This window comes from Methylobacterium sp. 22177 (assembly GCF_052045615.1).
GTDB lineage: Bacteria > Pseudomonadota > Alphaproteobacteria > Rhizobiales > Beijerinckiaceae > Methylobacterium > Methylobacterium radiotolerans.
Window position 1 is genome coordinate 87,307 of sequence record NZ_JBQEPK010000004.1, and the last position, 24,991, is coordinate 112,297.

At 73.9% G+C, this 24,991-nt stretch carries 24 protein-coding genes and 1 tRNA gene; 6 read left to right on the forward strand and 19 right to left on the reverse strand.

Going from position 1 to position 24,991, the window contains the following annotated elements; genetic code table 11:
• Positions 1-47: 47 nt before the first annotated feature.
• The 3 genes from ACTJK8_RS06545 to ACTJK8_RS06555 form a co-directional block, all read right to left on the reverse strand.
• Positions 48-2,777: an ATP-binding protein gene (locus tag ACTJK8_RS06545; RefSeq protein ID WP_440761723.1), complete on the reverse strand. Its 2,730-nt coding sequence runs from the start codon at positions 2,775-2,777 to the stop codon at positions 48-50.
• A gap of 78 nt (positions 2,778-2,855) precedes the next feature.
• On the reverse strand, positions 2,856-3,893 hold the full coding sequence (locus ACTJK8_RS06550; protein WP_127991109.1) for an HD domain-containing phosphohydrolase: 1,038 nt from the start codon (positions 3,891-3,893) through the stop codon (positions 2,856-2,858).
• 53 nt (positions 3,894-3,946) lie between these two features.
• Positions 3,947-5,338: a TadE/TadG family type IV pilus assembly protein gene (locus ACTJK8_RS06555; RefSeq protein WP_012319059.1), complete on the reverse strand. Its 1,392-nt coding sequence runs from the start codon at positions 5,336-5,338 to the stop codon at positions 3,947-3,949.
• Between the two features lie 404 nt (positions 5,339-5,742).
• Between ACTJK8_RS06555 and ACTJK8_RS06560 the strand changes: the two genes are divergently transcribed.
• On the forward strand, positions 5,743-6,369 hold the full coding sequence (locus ACTJK8_RS06560; RefSeq protein WP_234742008.1) for a TadE/TadG family type IV pilus assembly protein: 627 nt from the start codon (positions 5,743-5,745) through the stop codon (positions 6,367-6,369).
• Positions 6,363-6,950, forward strand: coding sequence for a TadE/TadG family type IV pilus assembly protein (locus tag ACTJK8_RS06565; RefSeq protein ID WP_043073658.1), 588 nt, complete (start codon positions 6,363-6,365; stop codon positions 6,948-6,950). Before ACTJK8_RS06560 ends, ACTJK8_RS06565 begins: the two co-directional genes overlap by 7 nt.
• An 84-nt stretch (positions 6,951-7,034) precedes the next feature.
• Here ACTJK8_RS06565 and ACTJK8_RS06570 read toward each other — a convergent pair whose 3' ends face one another.
• Positions 7,035-7,256 (reverse strand): hypothetical protein, encoded by a 222-nt coding sequence (locus tag ACTJK8_RS06570; RefSeq protein ID WP_012319056.1) that lies wholly within the window; start codon positions 7,254-7,256, stop codon positions 7,035-7,037.
• A gap of 444 nt (positions 7,257-7,700) precedes the next feature.
• Here ACTJK8_RS06570 and ACTJK8_RS06575 point away from each other — a divergent pair, with 444 nt between their 5' ends.
• Positions 7,701-7,856, forward strand: a complete 156-nt coding sequence (locus tag ACTJK8_RS06575; RefSeq protein ID WP_234742006.1) for a hypothetical protein — start codon at positions 7,701-7,703, stop codon at positions 7,854-7,856.
• Positions 7,857-7,876: 20 nt separating this feature from the next.
• Here ACTJK8_RS06575 and ACTJK8_RS06580 read toward each other — a convergent pair whose 3' ends face one another.
• The gene (locus ACTJK8_RS06580; protein WP_029360805.1) at positions 7,877-8,257 is read right to left on the reverse strand and encodes a cell envelope integrity protein TolA; all 381 of its coding nucleotides are present in this window, start codon (positions 8,255-8,257) and stop codon (positions 7,877-7,879) included.
• An 87-nt stretch (positions 8,258-8,344) separates the two neighbouring features.
• On the reverse strand, positions 8,345-9,094 hold the full coding sequence (locus ACTJK8_RS06585; protein ID WP_440761724.1) for a sigma-70 family RNA polymerase sigma factor: 750 nt from the start codon (positions 9,092-9,094) through the stop codon (positions 8,345-8,347).
• Positions 9,095-9,393: 299 nt separating this feature from the next.
• On the opposite strand from ACTJK8_RS06585, the gene ACTJK8_RS06590 reads away from it, so the two are divergent.
• On the forward strand, positions 9,394-9,639 hold the full coding sequence (locus tag ACTJK8_RS06590; RefSeq protein WP_012319052.1) for a hypothetical protein: 246 nt from the start codon (positions 9,394-9,396) through the stop codon (positions 9,637-9,639).
• A 37-nt stretch (positions 9,640-9,676) separates the two neighbouring features.
• Here ACTJK8_RS06590 and ACTJK8_RS06595 read toward each other — a convergent pair whose 3' ends face one another.
• The 12 genes from ACTJK8_RS06595 to ACTJK8_RS06650 all read right to left on the reverse strand — a co-directional run bounded on the left by ACTJK8_RS06595 (position 9,677) and on the right by ACTJK8_RS06650 (position 21,262).
• Positions 9,677-10,009 carry a metal-sensitive transcriptional regulator gene (locus tag ACTJK8_RS06595; protein ID WP_234742004.1) on the reverse strand — a complete coding sequence of 111 codons (333 nt, stop codon included), beginning with the start codon at positions 10,007-10,009 and terminating at the stop codon, positions 9,677-9,679.
• A 92-nt stretch (positions 10,010-10,101) separates the two neighbouring features.
• Positions 10,102-10,959 (reverse strand): manganese catalase family protein, encoded by an 858-nt coding sequence (locus ACTJK8_RS06600; RefSeq protein ID WP_116656016.1) that lies wholly within the window; start codon positions 10,957-10,959, stop codon positions 10,102-10,104.
• Between the two features lie 421 nt (positions 10,960-11,380).
• Positions 11,381-11,662: a hypothetical protein gene (locus ACTJK8_RS06605; protein WP_012319049.1), complete on the reverse strand. Its 282-nt coding sequence runs from the start codon at positions 11,660-11,662 to the stop codon at positions 11,381-11,383.
• Positions 11,663-11,785: 123 nt separating this feature from the next.
• Positions 11,786-11,860: transfer RNA gene (locus ACTJK8_RS06610), tRNA-Thr, on the reverse strand.
• Between the two features lie 103 nt (positions 11,861-11,963).
• The gene (locus ACTJK8_RS06615; protein WP_012319048.1) at positions 11,964-12,398 is read right to left on the reverse strand and encodes an NUDIX hydrolase; all 435 of its coding nucleotides are present in this window, start codon (positions 12,396-12,398) and stop codon (positions 11,964-11,966) included.
• A 226-nt stretch (positions 12,399-12,624) separates the two neighbouring features.
• Positions 12,625-14,250, reverse strand: a complete 1,626-nt coding sequence (locus ACTJK8_RS06620; RefSeq protein WP_440761725.1) for a heme biosynthesis protein HemY — start codon at positions 14,248-14,250, stop codon at positions 12,625-12,627.
• A gap of 125 nt (positions 14,251-14,375) precedes the next feature.
• Positions 14,376-16,562 (reverse strand): translation initiation factor 2, encoded by a 2,187-nt coding sequence (locus ACTJK8_RS06625; RefSeq protein WP_440761726.1) that lies wholly within the window; start codon positions 16,560-16,562, stop codon positions 14,376-14,378.
• A 105-nt stretch (positions 16,563-16,667) separates the two neighbouring features.
• Positions 16,668-17,387, reverse strand: coding sequence for a uroporphyrinogen-III synthase (locus ACTJK8_RS06630; RefSeq protein ID WP_012319045.1), 720 nt, complete (start codon positions 17,385-17,387; stop codon positions 16,668-16,670).
• 3 nt (positions 17,388-17,390) lie between these two features.
• Positions 17,391-18,266 (reverse strand): aldose 1-epimerase family protein, encoded by an 876-nt coding sequence (locus ACTJK8_RS06635; protein WP_043073655.1) that lies wholly within the window; start codon positions 18,264-18,266, stop codon positions 17,391-17,393.
• Between the two features lie 77 nt (positions 18,267-18,343).
• Positions 18,344-20,095 carry an ABC transporter ATP-binding protein gene (locus tag ACTJK8_RS06640; RefSeq protein ID WP_440761727.1) on the reverse strand — a complete coding sequence of 584 codons (1,752 nt, stop codon included), beginning with the start codon at positions 20,093-20,095 and terminating at the stop codon, positions 18,344-18,346.
• Positions 20,096-20,174: 79 nt separating this feature from the next.
• On the reverse strand, positions 20,175-20,483 hold the full coding sequence (locus tag ACTJK8_RS06645) for a hypothetical protein (protein WP_440761751.1): 309 nt from the start codon (positions 20,481-20,483) through the stop codon (positions 20,175-20,177).
• A 92-nt stretch (positions 20,484-20,575) separates the two neighbouring features.
• Positions 20,576-21,262, reverse strand: coding sequence for a hypothetical protein (locus tag ACTJK8_RS06650; RefSeq protein ID WP_058607638.1), 687 nt, complete (start codon positions 21,260-21,262; stop codon positions 20,576-20,578).
• Positions 21,263-21,571: 309 nt separating this feature from the next.
• On the opposite strand from ACTJK8_RS06650, the gene ACTJK8_RS06655 reads away from it, so the two are divergent.
• Both ACTJK8_RS06655 and ACTJK8_RS06660 read left to right on the forward strand, forming a co-directional pair.
• Entirely contained in the window at positions 21,572-22,237 is a 666-nt protein-coding gene (locus tag ACTJK8_RS06655; RefSeq protein ID WP_440761728.1) for a response regulator transcription factor, read from the forward strand.
• On the forward strand, positions 22,237-23,562 hold the full coding sequence (locus tag ACTJK8_RS06660; RefSeq protein ID WP_440761729.1) for a sensor histidine kinase: 1,326 nt from the start codon (positions 22,237-22,239) through the stop codon (positions 23,560-23,562). The genes ACTJK8_RS06655 and ACTJK8_RS06660 overlap by 1 nt, the downstream gene beginning before the upstream one ends.
• Before the next feature lie 10 nt (positions 23,563-23,572).
• On the opposite strand, the gene ACTJK8_RS06665 is transcribed toward ACTJK8_RS06660, so the two are convergent.
• A complete protein-coding gene (locus tag ACTJK8_RS06665; RefSeq protein ID WP_266285731.1) occupies positions 23,573-24,964 on the reverse strand; it encodes a PLP-dependent aminotransferase family protein in 1,392 nt (463 codons plus the stop codon).
• Positions 24,965-24,991: the final 27 nt, after the last annotated feature.

Sequence of the window (24,991 nt, forward strand, 5' to 3'; positions counted from 1 at the left end):
GTCGAAGCTGTCGGCGACAGCGGTCTTCGGCTGCGCCCGCGCCGCTCCTAGGCAGCCGCCGCCCGGGGCCGGGTCCGCTCCTCGAGGCCGCGGATCGTCGCGGTGAACAGCCTGTCCAGGGCGTCACACGCGTCCGCCCGCTCGGCGCAGGCGGCGCTCCGGGCAGCCTCCTCGATGACGCGCAGCCGCGCCACGAGGGCGCGCGCGCCGACATTCGCGCTCATCGACTTGAGACTGTGCGCGGCCCGGGCGATGGCCGGCTGATCGGAGGCGGCGAGGGCCGCCCTGAGATGGGCGAGCGCCACCGGACCCTGGGCCCGGTACAGGTCGAGGACGCGGTCGAGGAAGGCGCCGTCCCCGAGGCCGAGCAGCCCGTCCAGGACCTCGGCGTCGAGGAGGTCGTCGGCCGCCTCGGGCGGCGCGGCGACCGGGCCGACCGATTCGGGCGTGCCGGTTCGCGCGGGGGCGTCCGCCGGCGCGCCGCGCAGCGCCGGCACCTGCGCCTGCAGCAGGTCGGCGAGCTGGCGCAGGGTGAAGGGCTTCAGGAGCGTCCCGTCCATGCCGGCCGCCGCGGCGGCGTCCGCGGCCTCGCCGAGGACGTGCGCCGTGAGGGCGACGATCGAAACGCGCCCGCCGGCGGTCGCCTCGCGCTGCCGGATCCGCCGCGCGGCCGCGAAGCCGTCCAGGACCGGCATGCTGCCGTCCATCAGGATCAGGTCGAAGTGCCGCGCCGCGGCGGCCGCCACGGCCGCGGCCCCGTCCTCGACGGTCACGACGTCGGTCACGCCGCAGCGGGCCAGCGCCTCGCGGGCGACCTCGCAATTGACCGCGCTGTCGTCGGCGACGAGCACCCGCGCGGCCGGGAATTGCGGGAGCGCCTCGGCCGTGGCGGCTGTCGCGGCCGAGGGCGCGGACGCCGCGAGGGCGTCCCCGGCGGCCAGCGCCGCCAGGACGGGTTGCCACTCCGCCTGGGTCACCGGCCAGCGCAGCACCGCGTCGGCGAGGCCGGCGCTGAGCACCGCGTCGGCCGCGCCGTCCCCCGGCCCCGCGACGGCGAGCACCCGCCCGGCCCGGTCCGGCCGGCGGCCCGCCGCCACGAGGGCGGCCGCGTCGCCGATCCAGTGGGCGGCGGTGCCGCTCCCCGGCGCGACCGGCGCGACCGGTGCGAAGCCGGCCGCGCCCAGGCCGGCCGCGAGGGCGGCGCGGGTGGCGGGGCCGGCCGCGTCCAGCACGATCGCGGCCGGCACCGCCTCGCGGCGCCGGACCGGGCGGGCCGGCTCCGCGACGGTCACGGGGATGCGCGCCGAGAAGGTCGAGCCCGCGCCGACGCGGCTCGTCACCGCCACGGTGCCGCCCATGGCGGCGACGATCTGCTGGGCGATCGAGAGCCCGAGGCCGGTGCCGCCGAACCGCCGGGTCGTCGACTGGTCGGCCTGCGAGAAGGCCGAGAAGATCGTGGCCAGCTTGTCCTGCGGGATGCCGATCCCGGTGTCGGAGACCGCGATGACGAGGCAGCCGTCGCCGGCATCGATCGCCATCCGGACGGAGACGTGGCCGGCCTCGGTGAACTTCAGCGCGTTCGACACGAAGTTGCTCAGCACCTGCCCGAGGCGGACCGGGTCGCCGAGGATCGCGCGCGGAACCTCCGGCGCGACCTCGGCCGCGAGGTCGAGCCCGGCCGTCCGGGCCCGCTCGGCGAAGAGCGTCACCGCGGTGTCGGCCAGTTCGGCGGGGCTCACGGGCACGCGCTCGAGCTCGAGCTTGCCCGCCTCGACCTTCGCGAAATCGAGGATGTCGTTGATGATCGCCAGCAGCGACCGGCCGGACCGGGCGATCACCTCGGCGTAGCGGCGCTGGCGCGCGGGCAGGTCGGACCCGGCCAGCAACTCGGCCATGACCAGCACGCCGTTCATCGGGGTCCGGATCTCGTGGCTCATCGTGGCCAGGAAGGCCGACTTGGCGGCGTTGGCGGCGTCGGCGACCTGCTTGGCCTCGCTCAGGTCGGCCGTCCGGGCGCTGACCTCGGCCTCGAGGTGAGCGCTGTGGGCGGCGAGGCGGTGATCGCGCTCGTTCACCGCCGACAGCAGATCGTTGAAGGTCCGCGCCAGCGCGCCGACCTCGTCGTCGCCTCCCACGGGCGCGCGCTGCGCGTAGTCGTGGCGCAGGCGGGCCGCCTCCATGGTGCGGGCGAGGGCGGCGAGCGGGCGCGTGACGCTGCGCTGCAGGTAGAGCGACACGCCGACGCCGATCGCGACGGCGAGCAGCGCCGCCAGCGCGGCGTTCTGCGCGGCCGCCCAGATGTGGCCGAGGATGTCGTCGGTCTCGCCGATCAGCACGACCCGGCCGACGGGCAGCCCGTTCTCCACGATCGGCGCGGTCGCCTGGAGGCTCCGGGTGGCGAGCAGGTGCAGGAGGGACAGGTCCGCGCCGTCCTGGGCGGCGTCCCGGGTCAGGCGCAGGCCGATCCCCTGCTCGGCGAGGACGGACCCGTCCAGCCGCTCGATCGCGCCGTAGACGATGGACGGCACCTTGCCGATCGCCCGCAGCGACGCGTCCGCGCCGTCGGCGTCGCCCGCGGCGGTGGCCCGGGCGCCGCCATGCGCGAAGACCTGCGCGACGGCTTCCAGCGCCGCCTGCTTGTCGGCGGCGTAGCGGGCGACCTCGCGCCAGACCGACAGCGCCGCCGCCAGGACGAGCGCCGCCGTGACGGCGCCGGTCACCGCCAGAGCCAGCCGGCCCGCCAGGGAGCGCCTCGGCCTCAGCCACGCGAGATGCACGCTCTGCTCCTTGAGGTGGCCCGGTCGGGCCCGAACGCGGGGAGGGGCGGGGAAGGGGGGACGGGAACGGGGATGGTGTCAGGCGGCGGCGCGCAGGCAGGTCCGCGTCACCGCGTCCCAGCCCGCGAGGAACGCCTCGACGCAGCGGGGATCGAAGTGGCGGCCGCTCTGGTCCGCCACGAAGGCCCGCGCCCGCTCGAGCGGCCAGGCCGCCTTGTAGGGCCGCTCGGTCACGAGGGCATCGAACACGTCCGCCACCGCCACGATGCGCCCGGAGAGCGGGATCGCCTCGCCGCGCAGACCCTTCGGGTAGCCGGTGCCGTCCCAGCGCTCGTGGTGGCTCTCGGCGATCTCGGCGGCCAGCCGCACGACGTCGGAGGTGCTGCCCTCCAGGATCCGCCGGCCGCGCTCGGCGTGCTTCTCCATCTCCGCGCGCTCCTCGGCCGAGAGCGGTCCCGGCTTGAGCAGGATCGCGTCGGGCACGCCGATCTTGCCGACATCGTGCATCGTGGAGGCGAGCTTCAGGATCCGGATCTCCTCCGGGTTGAAACCGAGGTTCCGGGCGATGACGCCCACGTAGCCGGCCACCCGGGCGATGTGGTCGCCGGTATCGGTGTCGCGGTGCTCGGCGGCGCGCATCAGGAGGGCGATGATCTCGCGCTCCCGCGCCTCGATGACGGCGACCGCCGCCGCGACCTCGCGGGCGAGCCAGGCGGCCCGGTCCTGCTCCTGCCGGTGGGCCGCGCTGATCTTCATCAGGTTGGTGATGCGTGCCTGGATCTCCACGGGATCGCAGGGCTTGCCGAGGAAGTCGGTGGCGCCGGCGCGGAGGGCCTCGTGGCGCAGGCTGCGCTGGTCGAGGCTCGTCACCATCACGATCGGCACGTGCGCGAAGCCCGGGATCGCCCGCGCCGCTGCGATGACCTCGAGGCCCGTCAGGCCGGGCATGTCGTAGTCGGTGACGACGACCCCGATCCGGTCGACATGCGCCCGCAGGAAGTCGAGCGCCGTCACGGGGCACGTGAAGGCGACCGGCTCGCAGTCCGCCACGGGCTTGAGCGCCTGCATGATCAGCAGGTTGTTCATCTCGGAATCGTCGAGGATCAGCGCGAGCACCGTGTCACTCCCAGGCGACGAGTCGTCGACGCAGGATCCGCATCGCGTCCTCCCTACTGGGACAGCAGCAGCTTGCCCGAGAGGGGTCCGACCCCCTTCGGCACCGGCACGCTGGTCCCGTCGTAATTCGCGTTCAGATAGAGGTTCGGGCCCTGGTACAGGTTGACCTGCTGAGCCACGATCACCGTGTAGGCCGACTGGTCCGCGACGGGCTTGTCGGCGTCGATCACGACGCGGCCGGCCGGCAGGTAGAGCGTCCCCAGCATGGTCCGCGCGTTGTCGCTGATGATGCGGTAGGTCCGCATGGGCTTGGTCGCGGCCAGCGGCGGCGGGGTCGGCGACGGGGGCGACGGGGGCGACGGCAGCAGCGGCGCGACGGCCTGGTCCAGGCCGGCGAGGATCGCCGCGGGATCGACGGGATCGCTGACCGTGCGCTCCTCCATCATCAGCAGGCCGGCCATGGGGCCGGTGGTCGGCGCCGACAGGCTGACCGTTGTCTTCTTGTCGAAGAGGAGACCGCCCTTGTTGCCGGTGAAGTAGAAGGCGACGTCGGTGCCGGACATGGCGGCGCTCTGGTCGACGATGAGCGGCCCGTCCTTCATCACGTAGGTGCCGGCGCGCAGCGTCACCGAGGCGTTCTTGGTGATGCGCAGGCCGCCGCAATAGGTGCCCGGCTCGAGGGTGGCGCTCTGGTCGACGAGGTTGCCGCCGGTGTCGCGCTTGCTGTTGGCCGAGGACGGGATCGCCGTGCACGCGCCGACCGGCGGCGCCGCCCGGTCCTTCAGGGGGTCCTGGATCGGCGGGCAGCCCGTCTGCGGCGGCGGCGCGAAATTCGCGCGGGCGCCGTCGAAGCCGCCGGCGGTGCAGATCGTCTGCGCCCGGGCATAGGCGCTGTCCTTGCCGACCATGCCGCGCGGGCTCTGCGAGTTGCTGTAGAGGGAGCAATCCTGGGCGGTCACCTCGGCGCTCTTCTCCAGCTCGAACGCGCCGGCGGCGAGCGGGTCCAGCGTCAGCAGGCAGAGGCGCATCTTGCCCACGACGCGGACCGTCGAGCGGACCGAGACCTTGACGGCGGGCACGCCGACGAAGCCGCCGAACGCGAGCTTGACGGTCTCGTCCACCGTCGTGGCGACGCTGGTCTTGTCGTCCGCCACCTCGACCCGCAGGGCGTAGGGGCTCTCGGGGCGCGGCGCCGCCTGGGCGTGGACCGTGTCGACCACGATGCTCTTGGCCGCCGCCGAGGTCGCGACGGCGAGCTTGAGGTAGTTGCCGGCCGCGAGGACGCCGGCATCGGCGGCGTTCTGAAGCTGGCTGCGCCGGGCGGCGAGGCGGGCGTAATCGATGCCGCCCCCGGTCAGGCCGAGCAGCACAACGGCGCTCAGGCCGAAGGTCAGGGCGACCGAGCCGGACCGGTCGGTCACGGCCCGCGAGCCCGCGCGGAGCACTCTCCAGAAGGGGGAAATGGACGCGTCTCCCAGGGCGGGACCGGATCGGCGGCTGCGGCGGCACCGGCCACCGCTCCGGCAGGCGTAGAGTCCAGCTCCTAAAATTCCGTCGCGCCGGAGCCCCGGAAAGCTGTCGGAGCTCGAGTAAGGCCCCTTTAGCTGTGAACAACGTCTATACGCTGCCCTCCAAGGCCCGCCGCCGCGCCGACGACTGGCCGCATCGGGACCAGCACCGTGAGAGGATACAACAATACACAACCTGAGGGCGAATCTGGCCCCTCATCACGCGTCGCGCCCGCAAAATCTTCCTGAACACGCAATTTCTACTCAGATTTGAACCGTTTTTAAACGGCCTCGTCATAGGGTTATTTCGTCCGCGCCTCTGCGTCCGGACAGCGGCAGGCGTGGACCTGCAGAGTTCGTTCGGCATGATGGGCATCTTGCGGCGCGTCGCGACCGGCCGCCGTCCCGGCGGGACCGAGGGCACCGCCCGGCGCGTTCGGCGGTTCGCCGGTCACCGGACCGGCGCCTCAGCTGTGGAGTTCGCGCTCCTGGCCGCGCCGTTCCTGGCGCTCCTGGGCGTCGTGGCGGAAGCCGGCGTCATCGCCATCGAGCAGCAGACGCTGGACATCGCGGTCGACCGGAGCGTCCGGCAGCTGCGCACCGGCACCTTCCAGGACGGCTCCGACGGCAGCGATCCGAGTGAGCGCCTCCGGAAGATCGTCTGCACCGGCCCCTCGGCGCTGTTCCCCTGCGCCGATCTGCGCCTCGACGTCTCGCGGACACCCTCGTTCGCGACCTCGCAGCCGGCGGAACCGTTCGACAAGACCACGAAGAACTGGACGCCGGGCTTCGGCCAGCGGTTCGAGTGCCCGCAGGGCGGCGACACCGTCACGGTCCGGGTCGCCGTGCCGGTGATGCGGCTGTTCCAGATGCTGGATTTCACCGGCCGGATCATGGCCGACAAGACGCAACTGCTGGTCACGACCGAGATCTTCAGGGCCGAGGATTACGAGCCCAAGCCGTGCTGAGCGGCCGTCCGCGCGCCTGCCTGATCCGCCTGATCGGCGACCGGGAGGGCGTCAGCGCGATCGAGTTCAGCGTGATCGCCCCGATCCTGCTGCTGATCCTCATGGGGTCGATCGAGCTGCCCCGGGCCTACATGATCGGGAAGCGGCTCGACAACGCGGCCGCCACGATGGCCGACCTGATTTCCCGCGGCAGCTACGCCGACCTCAAGCCGGTCTTCGCCGCGACGGGCGCGATCTCCAACCCCTACGACGTGAGCCGGGCGAGCATCGTGCTGACGGCGGCTGGCACCTACAGCGACGGCAGCTCGGCGACGACCAAGGTCTGCTCGAGCGCCGAGTCCAACGGACAGGCCCGCACGGCGGGCTCCTCGCTCGGCGCACCGCCCGCCGGGATGACCCGGAACGGCGACCGCTTCGTCGTGTCGGAAGTCACGATGACCTACCACCCGATCTTCCCGGTCCTCTCGAACCTGACCCGGTGGACCTTCCGGTACAAGAAGATCTGGCCGGTGCGCGGCGGCGAGATCTACAACGGGCAGAGCGAGGTGGTTCTGCCCGGGGGCAAACCCTGCCCGGCCTGACGGGCGGGCGCTTCGCGCCGGGCCGGCGCCGCGGCCGGCGCCACCGGATCGCCCGGTGGCGCCGGATCGCGGCCACGCCCCGCCTCAGCGGGCCGAGACCGCGGTGGCGACGACCCGCCGCGAGGCCGGGCTCGCCGGGACGAGGCGCGGCGTCGTGGTCAGCTCGGAGGCCGGCCGCACGGCGGCCGTGGGACGAGCCTGCTCGCGGTAGAGCGGCGGGGTGAGCGCGATGGTCTCGTCAGCCCGGGCAGTGCCGATCATCGGGACGGCGGTGAGGGCGGCGAGAACGATGGTGCGAACGGTCATGGTCTGAAGTCCTCTCGTTGTCCGGGTGGTGCCCGGCTTCGAGGGGTTATCTACGTTGCAGCGCATCATGATCCAAACAGATGCGATCGATTCTCATTATCGATCGTGTCAATGCCAGGACCGCCGCCGGTCCGCCGCATCGCCCCGGTGGCCCGCTTTCTGCTCGCGTGCGGGCTGCCCGATCGGCGTGGGGCAGAGTGGGCCTGCGCGACGCCGATCACTGACGAACCGCCCGGGGGGCCCGTCGAGTTAATGCTAAATTAAATCTCACCCTCGAAGGTCGGGCACGCAGTCGAAAATCCGTGAACTGCCAGAGGTTTAGCGCGTAAAAGTTTATCTATTCGCGCGGAAGGAGACGGCTCGTTGCTGGTTGCGGCCCTGCTTTTCGCGGTGGGCATATGGGAGGGCTGGCGGTATCGGGCATCGGTTCTGGTGGCCAGCTCGATGCTGGTCACCCTCGCGTGGCTGGCCCTCTGGATCTTCGTCTGGGCACAGCTCGACACCGAGAAGGTCCTGCTGCTCTTCGCCTATCTCACAGCCCTTCAGGCCGGCTATCTCGTCGGGGCCTATCTCGGCGTCGACACCGATCCGAATTGCTGACCGGACGGGCCGAGGCATGCTCAGCGGCCGAGCGCGACCGGGATGCTGAGATCGACGATCCCGTCCTCACCCAGGAGTGCGGCCGGCGGCACGGGCGCCGGGCTGATGCCCTGCACGGCGCGGAGCGCGCGCTCGTCGAGTCTCGGCGAGCCCGAGCTCTCCTCGATCTCCGCGCCCTGCACCGCCCCGTCGGCGGCAATCTGCACGTGGACGATGACGGTTCCGCGGCCCCGGTCGGGACCCGGCCGCGTCCCGGCGCGGTCCGCGGCATCGATCCGCGTCACGAGATCCGAGAGCCAGGCCCGCGCGGCGGGTCCCGGGGCGGTCCGCGCCCCGGCCGCCCCGGGCGACAGGGTCAGACCGAACACGACGGCAGCGGAGATCACGGCGCGCGGCGACATGGGCAACGGCGGCTCCTCGAGCCCGGGATCGGGGATCGACCCTACGCGCAGAGGCGGGTCCCTTGCGACCCCTCCCGCCGGTCGCCGTCACGAGACAGCGGTGGATTTCCGCCCCTTCGGCCCCGCGGCGGCCAGCATGACGTCGTCGCTGCCGACCTCGAGACCGGTATAGCCCAGCATCTCGGCGAGCTGCGTCCGGGCCCGCCAGACCCGGCTCTTCACCGTGCCGATCCGGCACTGCATGACGGCGGCGGTCTCCTCGTAGGTGAGGTTCTCGATCGCCACGAGCACGAGCGCCTGCCGCATCGGCGGCGCCAGGCGGTCGAGGGCGGCTTGGACGTCGTTCAGATCGAGGTGGCCGCCCTGCTCGGGCAGCGAGACCATCCGCTCCGCCTGCGCGCCGTCCTCGTCCTGCACCTCGCGCCCGCGCTTGCGGTGCTCGTTGTAGAACTGGTTGCGCATGATCGTGAACAGCCACGCTTCCAGGTTCGTGCCCGGCGCGAAGCTGGCGCGCGAGCGCCAGGCCCGGAGAAGCGTGTTCTGGAGGAGGTCGTCGGCACCGACATGGCTGCGCAGGAGCGAGCGCGCGAAGCGCTGCAGGTTCGGCACCATCGCGAGGAGCGAGGCCTGGAACGCCTTCTCGCGGCCGTCCTGCGCCCGGCCGAAAGCGCCGTCGAGCAGCCTCAGCAATTCGGCGAAGCGATCCGCGATGGTCGGCTCGACGTTGTCCTGCGCGTAGGTCGCCGCGAGCAGATGGCCGAGATGATACTGCACGCTGTCGGGGAGCCGGGGGCCCTGCGCGTCGATTGTATCGGCGTCGAGCGAGAGTTCGAGCATGATAGCCGATCACCTGAGGAGTATGATAAATCGCGTGGTGCCATTAATCGCTGATTATGCCGTATCCGCCGCAACATAGATCAGCGGACGGGCACATCTTCGGGCCGATATATGCTGGGATCCGCGGCAATCGCGACAGATATGCCGACGGAAAGAGGGAGTTCGATGAGGTCATACGTACCGGAAAACTGTTCGCCGCGCGGCCGTATCTGCGGCAGCGCACGCGGAGATCTCGCTGCTGCGAATGCCCATCCCGACCCGGTCGGGCGCGGGACGCCGCGGACCGCGGGATCGCGCCCATGACCCGGCTCTCGGATCTCGAGGACGACCCCGCCTTCCAGGAGGCCGTCCTGGCCGTGCGGGGCGCGGCCAGCACCCTGAGCGGCCGGGCCGTGACTCTGGAGGAGGCCCGGTTCCTCGTCGGCATCGCCCTGACGACCTTCGCGCATGCCGGCGGTCTCGAGGAGCCGAGCCGCAGCCGGCTGGCCCGCTTCTCGGCGCGCATCGGGCCGGGCACCGTCGTCGAGACGCTGACCAAGCACTGAGCGCGACCGCCGGAGGCGCGGGCCGGCGGCCCGACGCCTATCCGGCCTCCGCCATGGCCGCCCGCAGAACCCGGAGGAGGTCCGCCATGACCGCCTCCCGGTCCGGATCGCGCGCCGCGAGGCGGAGCCCCGCGGCGACGTGCTGGTCGATGATCAGGAGGCCGACCTCGCGCAGGGCCGCGGTGGCGGCCCGGATCTGCTGGATCTCGTCGAGGCAGTGCCGGTCGGCCTCGACCATCGCCCGCAGGCCCCGGACCTGACCCTCGATCCGCCCCAGCCGCCGGACCAGCGGCGCGCGCTCCGCGTCGGTCCGGGCGAGGCAGACACGACCATCGACGAGCGTGCCGCGTGTCACGGTTCTGCGAGCCACCTGTTCCCGTCCGCGCGGGTCGCGGCGCGCCGGGGCGCCGCGACTTCGGATGGAGCCGTCCCGGCCGGCGGACCGGCCGGGTGCCCGGCGGCTCAGCCGATCTGCTGAGCCTCGGCGCCGCTGTCGGGCCGCGCCGGGCCGAGGACCGGCTCCTCGCCCATCGGCTGGTTCTGGACGACGCTGAACTCGCCCTTGCCGTCCAGCGACGGTCCCTGCGTCCAGCGCCCGGCCGGCGGCGGCGAGCCGTCCGCCGACGTCGAGAAGAAGTTGTAGTTGAACTTCTGGTTCTCCTTCTCCTGCGGGAAGGAGTTCGGGATCGGCAGCGTGCCGGCGTGGCCGCCGAGTTCCTCGATCACCGCCAGCCATTGCTGCTGGTGCATCGTGTCGCGGGCGATGAGGAAGCTCCACATGTCGCGCATGCCGGCATCGTTGGTGGCGTTGTAGAGGCGCACCGCGAGGACGCGGCCTGTGCTCTCGGCAGCGACGTTGCAGTACATGTCGGCCGCGATGTTGCCGCTGGCGTAGATGTGGCTCATGTCGAAGGATTGGCCGTCGGAATTGCCCGGGAAGGCGGCCATGCCGGTGGAGAGCAGCGTCTTGTGCAGCATGCCCTCGGCGATGTGGCGCGGGTTCTCGCCGCCCATCACGGCACCGACGATCACGTCGGCCGCCCCGGCCTCCTGGACCTTGGTGGGGGCGTTCTCGAGGTTCAGCGCCACCGCGGTCGCGAGCATCTCGATATGGCCGATCTCCTCGGTGGCCGTATTGAGCAGCATGTCGCGGTACTTGGTCGTCGGGGCGCGGTTCCCCCAGGCCTGGAAGAAGTACTGGAAGGCGACCCGGATCTCACCCTCGATGCCGCCGATCGCCTGCTGGAGCATGCGGGCGTAGACCGGGTCGGGACTGTCGACCCTGACCGGGTACTGAAGCCGCTTGTCGTGATAGTACATGATGTCTGTCCCTCGCGAGAGGCACGGCGTGCTCAAGCCCACCGCACGATCGGCCGTCGGCCCGGTACTCCGTGGGAGCATCGAGCCTCGCACCCTGTCCAACCCGGCTTCGGGACCACGGTTCGATCTTTCGCGAATTTTATAACGATCAATATTTGACCGAACTCGTTTTATCGCGCCAAGCCAGGCTATTGGCACGAAAATCCGCGATCAAGGCCACGCTTAATCGGCCCGTATTACACAATGTATGTTAAGGGCGCCTCATCCATGTTGAGGGGGCGCCGCGCATGACCGGATCGCCGGCCGCTCTCTCTGGCCGCGCGGCCCGATGCGTGGGGACGCCCTGGTGCGGCGGGGGCAGCTCACTCGGGAGCGTGGATCGCCGGCCGCGCGAACGCGGACCGCGCGGCGGTCGGGGCGCCTACAGGAGCCCGGTGCGCCGGGCGAGCATCATCCCGAAGGCGAGGCAGGCGGCGAGGCTGACCGCCAGCATGGCGACGTTGGTCCAGAACCGGACCGGCCGGCTGGACCCGTCGATCCCGCTCGCCCGGAGCCGCACCCACGGCACGTAGAGGTAGAGGGCGATCAGCGTCAGGATCAGGAACGCGAAGGTGGCGATCCGCCCGGTGATCAGGGCCGCGCCGGCCAGGACCGCCCAGCCGATGACGAGGCCCAGCATGGTGAACAGGGCTGTCGAGTTCACGTCCGCGCGTCCCCTTCAGCGGATGGTGTCGGCCGGGCCGCCGCCGCGATCCTCAGTCCGCGACAGGCTCCGCTAGGGAACCCTTAGCATCGTCCGGACTGATTGCGAGATCGGGAAGGTTTCTGGTGCTGCGAGAGAGGATTGAACTCTCGACCTCTTCATTACCAATGAAGTGCTCTACCACTGAGCTACCGCAGCAGGTGACCGGGGCGCCCCCGCGGGGGGCGTGTCCGTCCGGCCGAGTGGGGCCATAACGGATCGCCGCCGCGTTGGCAACGCCGCGTTGCGCGTTCCCGCCGTTTTAGGTGCGCGATGCGGCCCGGATCAGGGCCGCGAGGCCGGGCTCGGACACCGCCTCGGCGGCGTCCGACGGGGTGAACCAGCGCAGCTCGCGCTGGCGCGCCTCGGGGAAATGCTTGAGCTGCTTGCGCACCTCCAGGGGGAACACCTTCACCTGGCAGAGGACGGTGTCGAGGTTCCTCAGGCGCTTCTGGTAGAGGTACAGCCCGATCGGGCGCTTGCCGACCGCACCGCGCAGGCCGGCCTCCTCGTAGGCCTCGCGCGCGGCCGCCTCGAACGGCTTGCGGCCCTTCATCGGCCACCCCTTCGGGATGACCCAGCGGCGGCTCTCCCGCGAGGTCACCAGCAGGATCTTGGTCTTGCCGTCCCGCCCGTGCCGGAACGGAAGGGCTCCGACCTGCCGGCGCGGCTCGCCGTCCTCGTCGAGGACGGTCACGGCCGCACCGCGCGACGCGGGACGCGGCCCCGATCCGGCCGGATCGACGGCGCGCGCGGGCTGTGAGCGGGCTGGGGGATGATCGGATCCTCGGTCGACGACTCACGACAAGCTACACGGCGAGTCGGCTCATTCAACTTGCAATAGTCGAGCGCCGCGGCGTGACCGTGACCCCGCGGCGCTCCTGTCATCCCGCGTCCGGATGGCCGGAGCGCGCCGCGACCGGTCAGCCGATCCGGCGGACTGCGCGCTCGGCCGAGCCGGAGGGCGGCAGCGCCGCGGCCGCCATCCCGGCCGAGACCGGGTCGGCGCCGGCCGCCTTCGGCGCGCCCGCCTTCGCCGGAAGGACGGTCGGGATCGGCGCGGCCGGGACTGGGCCGGCGGAGGTCGACGCCGCCGACGCGACCGAGGCCGAGACGGTGGGGACGGCCGGGGGCGACGTCGTGGCCGTGGGGGACTTCGACGCGGGGGCCGGTTTGGCGACCGGCGCCGCGGCGTTCGGGGCCGCCGGCACGAGCGCCGGACCGGCGGCGTCCGCCTCCGGCTCCACCGCGGGCGCGGCACCGAGCGTGTTCGGCGGCTCGCGCCACGCGAAGGCGTCGAGACGCCCGGTCACCGGCGAGACCGGCGCCCAGGTATCGGTGGCGATGCCGTCGGCGATCCACACGCGGTCGCGCGGGGCGCGGGCGGCCCTGGCCAGCCACTCGCGGGCCTGACCGGAGGCGGCCCCGTGCTCGGCCTCCTCGATGGCCGCCATCATCAGGCAGGCCCGGGCGGTCGGACGGTCGGAGAGCAGGGGCTTCACGGCCTCCCGGGCCCGCTTGTAGTCCCGCGCGTCGAGGGCGGCCTGGCCGAGGGCGAGACGGGACTCAGGGTCCCAGACCGACAGCTTCGCCAGGACCTCGGCGCGGGCGAGGCGGTCGCGGACCGAGTCGCCGGGCCGCAGGCCCAGATAGACCTTGGCGAGGTCGGGGTGAGGATTGGCCTTCCAGGCCGCCTCGACGATCCGGGCGGCCTTCTTGACGTCGCCGCGGCGGGCGAGCAGGCGTCCGGCAATGCAGGCCGCCGGCACGAGGTCGGGGGCGAGCTTGACCGCCTGCAGGACCCGCTCCGTGGCGAGTTCCGGCTCGCCGGCCTCGCGCTCGCCGGCGATCGCGGTGAGGAGCACCGCCCGCTGGCGCCGGGCCGCGGCCTTGTCGATCAGTCCGAGGGACGAGCGGCGCTCGATCGTCTCCAGGGCCGCCGCCCAGTCGCCGTCGGCGCTCTGCGCCTCCAGCAGGGCCTCGTTGGCCCAGGTGACGCTCGGGGCGAGGCGGGCGGCCTCGGTGGCGTAGGCGCGGGCGGCCGTCTCGTCCTCGCGGCGCCGGGCCTCCACGAACAGGCCGCGCAGGCCCAGGACCCGGGTCTCGGGATCGTCGACCATGCGCTGGAAGGCGCTCTCGGCCGCGTCCCGGTCGCCGGAGATCTGCGCCGCCTGCGCCTTGAGCAGCAGGGTCAGCGGCTCGGTGCCGAGGAGCCGCTCGGCGTCGCCCGCGTAGCGGCGGGCCGCCAGGGGATCGCCGGAGCCCACCGCCACCATGCCGCGGGAGAGGGCCGAGAGGCCCTTGGCCCGGCGCCGCTCGGCCGAGCCGCGGACCAGGGCCTCGGGCAGGCCGATGACGCCGCGCACGATCGCCCAGAGCAGGCCCAGGACGATCGCCGCGGCGATCACGCCGACGAGGGCGACCGCGAGGCTGGTGCCGATCTGGTAGCCGTTCCAGACGACGGTGACGGTGCCGGGCCTGTCGGCGATCCAGACCGCCCCGAAGGCGGCGAGTGCGAGCAGGGCCAGGAAGGCGAGGGCGCGCCACATGGGGTCAGTATCTCCTGTCGGCGGCCGGCTGGCGGCCGTCGCGGGGTGCGGGAGGAGCGGGGCGCCTGGGCGCCCGCTCGGAGATGGTGCGGCCGCGCAGCGCGCGGATCGGGGCCCTCACCGGACTAGCGCCCGGGGGCGGCCTGAGCCGGCTGGGCGGCCCCGACCGGCAGGGCCTTGAAGGCGCCGTCGAGCAGGGCGCGCACGGCCTGCTCGGCCTCGGCCCGGGCCTTGAGCTTGGCGCCGAAATCCCCGGCCTGCTCCCGGGCCTCGGCCGGGAGCGCCGCGAAGGCCGCCGAGGCCGCCGTCAGGTCGCCGCGGTCGAGGGCCGCCTGGACCTTGCTCTCCGGATCGTCCGCGGCCTCGGGGGCGGGCGCGTCCGCCTTGCGGATCTGCACGAGACCGTCGGCCATGCTGAGGAGCTTGGTGCGGAAATCGCCCGTCTCGGCCGCGCTCTTGGCCCGCTGCGCCTGCCGCTTGGCCGCGATCCGCTCGGCGATCGGCCGGAACGTGTCGGCGAGATCCCCCGCCGAGGGGGCACCGCCCTCGGCGAAGGGCGCCAGGGCCTTGGCCTGCGCCTCGGTTCCCGGATCGAGCTTGCGCAGGGTGGCGAGCGGCTCGGCGTAGGCGGTGCCCGATTCCAGGGCGGCCGCCACGCGGTCGGCGACGACGACCCGGAGCGCCGCCTGGACGGTGCTGGCCTCGGCGCGCTGCGCCACGCTCTTGTCCAGGGCGGCGATCTGGTCGGCCTGCTCCTGCAGCCGCCGGTCGACCGCCTTCGCGGCCTCCGCCGCCTGGGCCTGTCCGGCCTCGGCGGCGGTGCGGCTCGCCTGGGTCGCGGCCTGGACCGCCTCGGTGGCGGCCTTCACCCGCGCGTCGACGGCCTGCTGCAGCGCGTCGAGCCGCTGACCCAGGGCCGCGTCGGCCTCGGCGTTCGCCTTGATCTTCTGCTCCACCTCGCTCTGCAGCGCCGCGACCTTGCGGGCGGCCTCCTCGGCCGCACCCTTGCTGGCGCCGCCATCCTCCACCGCCTTGAGGCGGGTCTCGAGGTCGGCGATCTGCTTGGCGTTGTCCTGGACCGCGCCGAGCTTCGAATCGGCCGGCTGGTCGCGGCCGGGCTCCTGGCCGGGCTCCTCCTGCAGCGCCGCGACGCGCTGGTCGAGGCTGTCGAGGCGGGCGACGAGATCCGGCGGCACGGCCGAGGCCTGGCCGGAGGCCTGACCGGCCGCTTGCCCCTCGGCGGCGGCAGCGGGCGCCGCGCCGGACTTGTCGAGCGCCTGCTTGGCGCTCGCCTCCGCGGCGGCGACGCGCTTGTCGAGGGCCGTCACCGCGTCGCGCGGGGCCAGCCCGTCGAGGCGCTTGTCGAGGGACGCGAGCTGGCTGGAGAGCCTCTGGTCGAGGGCGTTCAGGCGCGGGTCGGGACCGATCCCGGCCTTCTCGGCGCCGAACAGCAGGCCAGCGCCGATCACGCCCCCGAGCAGCCCCGCGGCCGCGAGCGAGCCGAATCCGGCCCGGGCCCGGCCGGCGGGTGCGGCGGCGCTCCTGTTCGCATCGACGGCGGCCGCCGCGGGGATCGGGCTCTTCGCGGATTCCTTCCCGTCCCTGGCGGCGTCCTTGGAAGCATCCTTGGGAGCGTCCTTCAGAACGTCCCTGGGAGCGTCCTTGGGAGCGTCCTTGCCCGGCTCCTTGCCGGCGGCCGGCGGATCCGGGATCCGCTTGGCCTTCAGGTCGATGATCGGGCCGGCCGTCACCGCGCTGGCCGCCGCCGGGCCCGCGGCACCGGAGGCGGGCCCGCCCGGACGGGGACCGCCCTGCGGGCCGGTTCCGGGCTGCGCGGCCTTCGGATCGATCCGCGCCCCGGAGGCCCCGGACGCGCTGGTCGAGGCCGTCGACGACGACGAGGCGGCGGTTCCGGCCCTGGCGTCGGAGGCCGACGACGCGGCGCCCACCGTCACGGGATCGGGCTTGGCGCCGGCCGTCCGGGCGGCCGGGCCGGTCGACGGCTTCGCGCCGTCGGCCCCGGTGGCCGGTTGGCCCGCGTCGGTCTTCGGATCGATCGTGCCGGGCTTGGCGGTCACGACCAGGTCGGTCGCGGGCTTGGGCGGCGTCCCGGGCGCGGATCCCTGCGGCCCCTTCGCGCCGCCGGCGGCGGTGGAGGCCGTGGAAGCCGACGTGGAGGCGGTGGACGCCGACGTCGTGGCCGGTCGCGACGCGCCACCGGGCGGGCTGGATGGCCCGGGCTTGCCGGGCGCGGCGTCCGGCTTCCGGCCGCCGGGGCCGGGCTTGTCGGCGTCGCTGGGTGGTGGCGTCACGGGCAAGTCCTCCAACTCTACGGCGTCGCCGCGCCCCCCTAGCACCGCGGCGGCGCCGGGCGCGAGGGCGAGATACGGCGGCCCGGCCTCCCTGTCACCGCGCGGTTAGCCCGGTCGCCGTGCCAGGGCGTCGAGCAGGTCCGCTTCGCGCGGGCGTGCCGCGACGAAATGGACCGGAACACCGGCCGCTTCCAGGGGTGCCGCGACATCCGGCGATAGGCAGTAATGCCTCAGCCGGCGGAAAGCTCCGCCGTGCTCCGAACCATCCGCGAGGGCAAGGGCGACGGCGGCGCTGCGCCGGGAATAGTGAAGGGCCGCCTCGAGGCGGTGTTCGGCGAGGTCGCGGCCGACCGCCGGCGGCAAGCGCTCCAGCGCCTCGGCCCGGTAAGCCACGAAGGCGGTGATCCGAAATCCGGCCGCCGTCAGCGCCGCCGCCGGCTCCGGTTTGCGCTCGGCCCCGGTCGCGTGGAGGAGCGGTTCGCCGGGCGGCAGCGACGCCGCCACCAGGGCGGCGAGCCCCGCGGCGTCGCCGGGCCCCTCCCGCACGGGGCCGAGACCGGCCTCGCGGGCCAGGGCGGCCGTCCGCGCGCCGACGGCGAAGACGGGAAGGCCGCGCAGGGCCGGCGCGTCCCGGAGCGCCGGCCGGAGCGCCGACACCGCGTTGGCGCTGGTGAGGAGCAGCGCGGCGAAGGGTCCCACGGGCAGCGCCGCCGCGGTCGGCCGCACAGCCAGGACGGGGGCCACGAGCGGCGCGTGGCCCAGGACCGCGAGGGCCGCTCCGGTCCGCGTCGCCCCCGGCTCGGGCCGCGCCACCCAGATCCGCAACGGCTAGGTCTCCAGCGTCAGGCGGACGCCGTGACGCGCCGCGGCGCCCGGGGCGAGCAGGCGCTGCGAATCGCGCGCGGCGAGGTCGCCCGCGAAGTCCGACCAGTCGGCGTAGCCGGTCCAGCACTCGAGCGACAGGAACGGCGCGGTGGGCTTGGTCCAGACCGCCAGGTGGGGGAAATCCGCCATCTCCATGCGGATCGCCCGTCCGGGGCCGGTGAAGCGCATCCAGCGGCTGCGGGCGTTCCGGAACACGAAGGCCTCGGTGAACAGTGCCGGATCGAGGGGCAGCGTGTCCCCGGCGAGGGGGATCGGCTGCTCGTCGCGCAGCAGGAGGCCGCCCGGGCCGACCTGGGGCGCGAAGGGCCGCTCCGCCTGCTCGAAGGCCACCGCGTAGCCACCGTCCCGGGCGCGGCTGCCGCCCGCGAAGGGCCACGGGAAGGCCGGGTGGAAGCCGAGGGCGTAGGGCAGGGGGACGTCGCCGGGATTGGCGACGGTCACGTCGAGGTCGAGACCCGCCGGGCGAACCCGCGCGGCGATGTCGAGCCGGAACGCGAACGGGTAGTGCGCCCGCGTCCCGGGCCCGTCGGTCAGGCGCAGGGTCACCGCGTCGGCGCTCCGGTCGACCACCGCGAAGGGCAGGTCCCGCGCGAAGCCGTGCTGGGCCATCGGGTAGCGCTCGGACCCGACCGTCACGTGCCCGCCCGCCGAGGCGCCGACCACCGGGAAGAGCCAGGGCGCGTGGCGGTTCCAGTGCGCGGGGTCGCCGCTCCAGAGATACTCGGTCCCGCCGACCCGCCAGGAGACCGGCTCGGCCCCGTGGGTCGCGAGCGTCGCGGTTGTGCCGTCCGGTGCGGTCAGCTCGATGCGCGTGGTCACGGTGCTCTCCCGGTCTGCCTCGGAAAGCCGAGGTAACGGAGGCGGGGCCGGACGCAAGGCCCCCCACGCGGGGTCGCTCACGCGGCCGTGCCGAGCCCCGGCAGGACCGCCTCGGGCGGCCCGGAGGCGACGATCCGGCCGGCCTCCAGGACGTGGACCGCGTCGGCGCCCTCCAGGGTCGAGAGCCGGTGGGCGATCAGGATCAGCGTCCGCCGGCCCGAGAGGGCGCGCAGCGCCCGCATCACGGCCGCCTGCGTCTCGTCGTCGAGGGCGGAGGTCGCCTCGTCGAACACGATGACGTCCGGGTCGTGGTAGAGCGCCCGGGCGATGCCGACGCGCTGGCGCTGGCCGCCGGACAGCCGCGCCCCGCGCTCGCCGACCCGCTCGGCGTAGCCGTGCGGCAGGGCCGCGACGAAGTCGTGGGCGCCGGCGAGCCGCGCCGCCCGCTCGACGGCGGCGAGGTCCGGCGCGTCGAGGCCCAGCGCGATGTTCTCCGCCACCGTGCCGTCCACGAGGAACACCTCCTGCGGGACGTAGCCGATCCGGTTCTGCCACGCGGGCAGGGTGCCGGCATCGAGGGGCCGGCCGTCCACGGTGATCCGCCCGGCGGTCGGGCTCAGGACGCCGAGGATCAGGCCGGCCAGCGTCGACTTGCCCGATCCGGTCCGCCCGGCCAGGCCGACCGTGGCGTTGACCGGGATGGTCAGGTCGATCCCGGCGAGGGCCGGGCGGCCGGTGCCGTAGTCGAAGCCGAGGCCCTCGAGCCGGATCGCCCGCGCGAAGGGCAGCCGCTCCGCGCTGCGGGGCCGGGGCTCCCGCTCGTCGGCGAGCTCGTCGACGATCACCCGCACCGCCGGCAAGGTGAAGCGCATCAGCGCCACCGAGGTGAAGATGTTCTGGAAAGCCGGCAGCATGCGGTAGCCCGCGAAGGCGAACAGGCCGAGCAGCGGCAGGATCCCGGCGACGTCGAGCCCCTGGGCGAGCGCGAACAGCACCACCACGATCACCCCGCCGAAGGCCAGGGCCTCGATCACGAAGCGCGGCATCTGGCCGGTGAGCTGGCTCGCCGCGGTGGCGAGGGCGTAGGCCCGGGCCGGGGCGTCGAACCGCGACGCGAACGCCTCCGCGCGCCCGTAGAGCTTCAGCTCGGTGAGCGCCCCGAAGGTCTCCTGCACGATCCGGAAGCGGGCCTCGTTGTCGGCCACGGTGCGGCTGCCCAGCCGGGCCAGCCGGGCGCGCATCACCAGGTAGATCCCGACATAGAGGCCGCCGAAGCCGCCTCCCAGGATCAGCGCGAGCTGCGGCGCGTAGGCCAGCAGGAAGGCGATCACCGCGAGCGCCGAGCTCGCCCGCGAGGCGAGCACCGTGGCGGGCGTCAGCGCGCCGATCACGAGCCGGTCGGTCTCGGACAGCACGTTCTTGGCGAGCTCCGCGCTGTTGCTCTGCGCGAAGAACAGCCGCTCCCGGTCGAGGTAGCGGAACAGCAGCCGCCGGCTGAGGCTGTAGCCCGCCAGGTGCGTGAACCGGAGCTGCGCGTAGGTCAGCCCGGCATTCACGAGTGCGGTGACGAGGATCGCCGCGAGCGCGGCCCCGCCGGTCACCAGCAGGAAGCCGCGCTCGTCGGTCAGGCCCAGGGCGCCCCGGGCCTGGGCCAGGTAGGGGATCCGGGTCGCCGCCGACGGGTCCCCGACCAGCGTCAGGAACGGGATCACCGAGGCGACGCCCACCACCTCCAGCAGCGCCGCCCCCGCGAGCCCGAGGGCGATCAGGGCGAGCCGACGCCGGTCGGCCGCCCGCATGGCGCGGACGAGGTCGATCAGCGCGCGCATGGCATCGCGGGGTCTGGCGGGACGGCTCGCATGGTCGGGCCGGGCTTAAGCGCGCCGTCCCGGCCTGTCCACGCCGGGCTCAGTCGAGCTTCTTCAGGGAGCCCAGGTCGACCTCGCCGTCCTGGCCGGTGAAGATCAGGGTCTTGGCGGCCCCGTCCGCCTGCGCGACGCCGCCGATCCGGTGGTCGCCGCTGTCGTAGGTCGAGACCTGCCCGTCGCGGTCGACGAGGAGGCGGCGCCTGTCCGGGAAGAACGCGTACTTCATCCCGTTCTGCGCGCCGCTGGTCGCGGGCTCGCCGAGATCCTTCGGCCACCAGGGCTGCACGCCCTTCATCGGCTCCATCGGCTTCATGGGTTCCATAGGCTTCATGGGTTCCATCGGCTTCATCGGCTCCACGGCGCGCCTCCTGTCGGTCGAGAGACAGGAGGACGCGGCAGGCGCGGAAGGGTTGCACGCCGACCCTCTCGCCCGGGCCGGGCTCAGAGCGGCGGCAGCCCCGGCGCCGGGCGCTCCCGCACTCGGCCGTCGAAGCCGACATGGAGCTGGTGCTCGCGGCCGTCCCGATCCCTCGCGGCCACATCGAAGTGGCGCGGACCGCGGCCCGTGACCCGCACGTCGCCGTAGCCGGCTGCCTGGACAGCGGCGGTCGCGGCCGCCATGTCGGGCTTCGGTCCGAGACCGAGCCGGTCCCTCGCCCAGTCGAGGCTGCCGGTCGGAGGACCGCCGGCCGGCCCGAGCAGCAGCGTGCGCCCGTCCCCGTGGGTCAGGACCCGGGCGTGCAGGAAGCCGGTCTCGAAGCGGCCCTGCACCGTCACGGTCTCGCCCTTGGCGACGAGGCCGCCGCCCTCGCCCGCGCGGCCCGTCTCGACGAGGGCCCGCCCGGTCCCGTCCTGCACCACGAACTTGTTGCCGAAGATCTCCGCGACCTCGCCCTTGATGGCGGTCGCGCCCGAGGGAGCCAGGGCCTGGATCGCCACCGGCGCGACGGGCGTCGGCTGGAACGGCGTTCCCTGCGCGAGGGACAGGCCGACGGCGCCCAGCGCCAGCGGCAGCGCCACCGCGCCGACCGCCCAGGTGCGTCGCGGGATCGCCTTCGACGCCGGCCCGGCGGCCTCGGGCTCGCGGATCTCCCGCGCGGTCCCGTCGATGGTCTTGTCGTCGCTCATGATCGCATCCTCTGAAGGGTCCGGATCCGCTCGATCCGGTGCCCCTTCGTAGGGAGCCGCCGGCAATCCGGTCTGAACCGCGCGGTTCAGGCCCGGTTAAAGGCGCCGCCCTAGAGCGCTCCGTGCGGAACCCGTGCGGGTTCAGAGGCTTGGCAGCGGGCGCCGATGCGGGCTGGCAGGCCGTCGCCCGGGCGGTGGTCCCGGCGGTCCAGGTGAGGACACGGCCCTAACTCCCGGCGGCGGCAGGGTTCGCGGCCGCCGCAGCGGGCGAAACCGGCCGTCGCGGGTCCGGACGGGGAGGTGAGACCGGTGAAGATCCTACTGGTGGAGGACGACGCGGCCCTCGCGGCGGAGGTCGCCAAGGTCCTGCGCGCCGAGAACTTCGTGCTCGACCACGCCGCCACCGGCGAGGACGCCCAGCATCTCGGCGAGACCGAGGGATACGACGCCGTCGTGCTCGACCTCGGCCTGCCGAAGGGCGACGGGGTCTCGGTGCTGCGGGCGTGGCGCGCGGCGGGCCGGACCCTGCCGGTGCTTGTGCTCACCGCCCGGGACGGCTGGAGCGACAAGGTCGCGGCCTTCAAGGCGGGGGCGGACGACTATCTCGTGAAGCCGGTCCGCGTGGAGGAGCTGGTGATCCGCCTGCGCGCCCTCGTGCGCCGGTCCCAGGGAGGCGGGGCGAGCCGGATCATCTGCGGTCCCCTGAGCTTCGATCCGGGCCTCGGCGCCTTCGAGCACGAGGGCCTGCCGCTCAAGCTCACCGGCCTGGAATGGCGGGTCCTGTCCTGCCTGATGCTGAACCGCGAGACCGTGGTGCCGCGCCCGCACCTGATCGAGCGGGTCTACGAGGGCGACGCCGACGTCGACTCGAACTCCGTCGAGGTGATCATCACGCGCCTGCGCCGGAAGATCGCCCCGGCGCGGATCGAGAGCGTGCGCGGCCACGGCTACCGCCTGCACGCGGAGCCCGCCTGATGGCGGGGAGGGCGCCGCGGCGCTCGCTCCGCACCCGGCTGCTCGCGGCGGCCCTGGTGCTGGTCCTGGCGGCCCTGGTGGTGGCGGGCCTCGTCATCGGGGTGATCCTGCACCGGTTCGTGCGCGGGCAGCTCGACGGCCGGCTCGACGCGCAGATCGTCGCCCTGCGGGCCGGGCTCGAGGCCGGCATCCTCCCGCAGGGTCTCGACGCGCCGCCCTTCGACCGGCCCGGCCCCGGCTGGGCCTGGGAGGTGCGCCGCGGCGGCGAGACGATCCGGTCCGGCTCCCTGCGGGGCGGGGACATCCGCCTGTCCGATCCGGGACCGGACGGGGAGCCGGGCCGGCCGCACCCGGCCTCGGGCACGGGACCGCGCGGCGAGCCCCTCGTCGCCCGCGTGCTGGACGTACCCGGACCCGAGCCGGCGACGATCGTGGTGGCGGCACCGGAGGGGGAGCTGCGCGGGCCGCTGCGCGAGGCGCTGACGAGCCTCGCCCTGGCGCTCGGCATCCTCGGCCTGTGCCTGCTCGCCGGGCTGGCGGTCCAGGTGCGCCTGGGCCTCGCGCCGCTGACGCGCCTGCGCGCGGACCTCGCCTCGGTCCGGTCGGGGCGGCGCGAGCGCGTGCCGGCGGACCAGCCCGCCGAGATCGCGCCGGTGGTGGCGGAACTCAACGCGCTCCTCGACCAGAACGCGCAGAACCTGGAACGCGCCCGCGGCCACGTCGCCAACCTCGCCCACGCCCTCAAGACGCCGCTCGCCACCCTGTCGATGGCGCTCGCGGAGCCCGCCCGCGATCCGGACGGGGCGCTGCGCCGGCAGGTGGACGACATGGACCGGCGGGTGCGGCACCACCTCCGGCGCGCCCGGGCCGCGGCCCTGGCGGGTTCGGCCCGGGGCCGCACGGCCCTGGCGCCCCGGCTGTCGGACTTGCGCGCGGCGCTGGCCCGGATCCACGCCGAGAAGGGCGCGGCGATCGACCTCGACGTCCCGGAGGCCCTGGCGGTCTCCTGCGAGGGCCAGGATCTCGACGAGATGCTCGGCAACCTCGTGGACAATGCCTGCCGCTGGTGCCGCGGCCGCGTGCGGGTCTCCGCGACGGCGCGCGATGGCGCGGTGGCCGTGTCGGTGGAGGATGACGGGCCCGGCCTCGACCCGGCGGCCGCCTCCGCCGTCATGGCCCGGGGCCGGCGCCTCGACGAGGGCGTGCCGGGCCACGGCTTCGGGCTGCCGATCACCCTGGAACTCGCCGAGCTGTACGGCGGCGGCCTGAGCCTCGGGCGCTCGGATCTCGGCGGCCTCCGCGCGGACTTGGTGCTGCCGGCCTGACCGGCCCCCCTCAGCCGAGCGCCTCCCGCAGGATCGGCCGGATCCGCGGATCGGCGCAGTGGGCGACGTTGAAACGCATGTAGCCGTTCCACGTATCCGACAGGCTGAACGAGGTCCCGGGCGCCAGCACCATGCCGCGGGCCAGCGCCCGGCGGGCGACGTCGGCCCCGTCGCGCCCGTCGGGCAGCCGCATCCACAGGAAGAAGCCGCCCCGCGGCTGCGCCCAGGTCTCCAGGCCGCAGGCGCGCAACTCCGCGGAGGCCTGCACCATCGCGCCGGCGAGCCGGCGGCGGGTCTCGGCGAGGTGTCGCCGGTAGGCGCCCTCGGTGATCAGCGCGTGCACCAGCGCCGCGGTGATGTGGCCGTTGCCGAGGCTGAGGGCCAGCTTGAGGTCGACCAGCGGCTCGACCCAGTCGGCCCGGAGCGCGATCCAGCCGCAGCGCGCGGCCGCCGACAGGGTCTTGGAGAAGCTGCCGATCTGGATCACCCGCTCCAGCCCGTCGAAGCCGGCGAGCCGCGGGGCCGCCTCGGGCTCGAGGTCGCCGAAGATCTCGTCCTCGACGATGAGCGTGTCGTGCGCCTCGCACAGCTTCAGCAGGCGGTGCGCCACGGTCGGCGCGAGGCTCGCCCCGGTCGGGTTCTGGAGGGCCGCGTTGGTCAGGTAGAAGCGCGGGCGGTGCTGCTCCAGCAGGGTCGCGAGCGCCCGCAGGTCCGGCCCCTCCGGGGTGATCGGCACGCCGACCACCGCGACGCGCTGCGCGCGCAGCAGCGCCAGGAAATTGAAGTAGCAGGGATCGTCCACCAGCACGGTGTCGCCGGGCTGGAGCAGGAAGCGGCAGACGAGGTCCAGCGCCTGCGTGGCCGATTCGACCAGCACGATCTGGTCGGGCTCGGCGCCGACGCCCTTCTCGCCGACCTTGCGGGCGATCTGGTGGCGCAGGGGCTCGTAGCCCAGCGGCCGGTCGTAGTTGGTCATCTCGGCGAGGTCGGCGCGCGCCACCCGGCGCAGGCCCCGGCGGATCGCCTCGTGGGGCATCCAGGAATCGGGCAGCCAGCCGGCCCCGGGCTTGAGCTGGTCGGAGCCGGCCTGCTGCGCCTGCCGGGTGATCCAGAGCGGGTCGACGATCCGGTCGAGCCGCGGCCCCATCGCCTGGAGCGAGAGCGGCCGCGTCTTGCCGGCGACGTAGAAGCCCGAGCCCGGCCGCGGCACCACGGCGCCCTCGGCGGCGAGGCGCTCGTAGGCCTCGACGACGGTGGATTTCGAGACGCCCATCGTCTCCGCGAAGGCGCGCACCGAGGGGATCCGCACGCCCGGAACCAGCCGCCGCGCCGCGATCCGCTCCCGGATCTCGCCGACCACGGCCTCGACGCGCGTCGCGGGGCTTCTGGCTGCGACCGACATCCGTACTGCTCTTTCGTCCGGACAATT

Bases quoted from the DNA above. Each gene is read 5' to 3' on its own strand.
- ACTJK8_RS06570 (WP_012319056.1), bottom strand. From the start codon at position 7,256: ATGACCGTTCGCACCATCGTTCTCGCCGCCCTCACCGCCGTCCCGATG.
- ACTJK8_RS06575 (WP_234742006.1), top strand. From the start codon at position 7,701: ATGCTGGTCACCCTCGCGTGGCTGGCCCTCTGGATCTTCGTCTGGGCA.
- ACTJK8_RS06580 (WP_029360805.1), bottom strand. From the start codon at position 8,257: ATGTCGCCGCGCGCCGTGATCTCCGCTGCCGTCGTGTTCGGTCTGACC.
- ACTJK8_RS06585 (WP_440761724.1), bottom strand. From the start codon at position 9,094: ATGCTCGAACTCTCGCTCGACGCCGATACAATCGACGCGCAGGGCCCC.
- ACTJK8_RS06590 (WP_012319052.1), top strand. From the start codon at position 9,394: ATGACCCGGCTCTCGGATCTCGAGGACGACCCCGCCTTCCAGGAGGCC.
- ACTJK8_RS06600 (WP_116656016.1), bottom strand. From the start codon at position 10,959: ATGTACTATCACGACAAGCGGCTTCAGTACCCGGTCAGGGTCGACAGT.
- ACTJK8_RS06620 (WP_440761725.1), bottom strand. From the start codon at position 14,250: ATGTGGCGCGCCCTCGCCTTCCTGGCCCTGCTCGCACTCGCCGCCTTC.
- ACTJK8_RS06640 (WP_440761727.1), bottom strand. From the start codon at position 20,095: ATGCGCGCGCTGATCGACCTCGTCCGCGCCATGCGGGCGGCCGACCGG.
- ACTJK8_RS06645 (WP_440761751.1), bottom strand. From the start codon at position 20,483: ATGAAGCCGATGGAACCCATGAAGCCTATGGAACCCATGAAGCCGATG.
- ACTJK8_RS06650 (WP_058607638.1), bottom strand. From the start codon at position 21,262: ATGAGCGACGACAAGACCATCGACGGGACCGCGCGGGAGATCCGCGAG.
- ACTJK8_RS06660 (WP_440761729.1), top strand. From the start codon at position 22,237: ATGGCGGGGAGGGCGCCGCGGCGCTCGCTCCGCACCCGGCTGCTCGCG.
- ACTJK8_RS06665 (WP_266285731.1), bottom strand. From the start codon at position 24,964: ATGTCGGTCGCAGCCAGAAGCCCCGCGACGCGCGTCGAGGCCGTGGTC.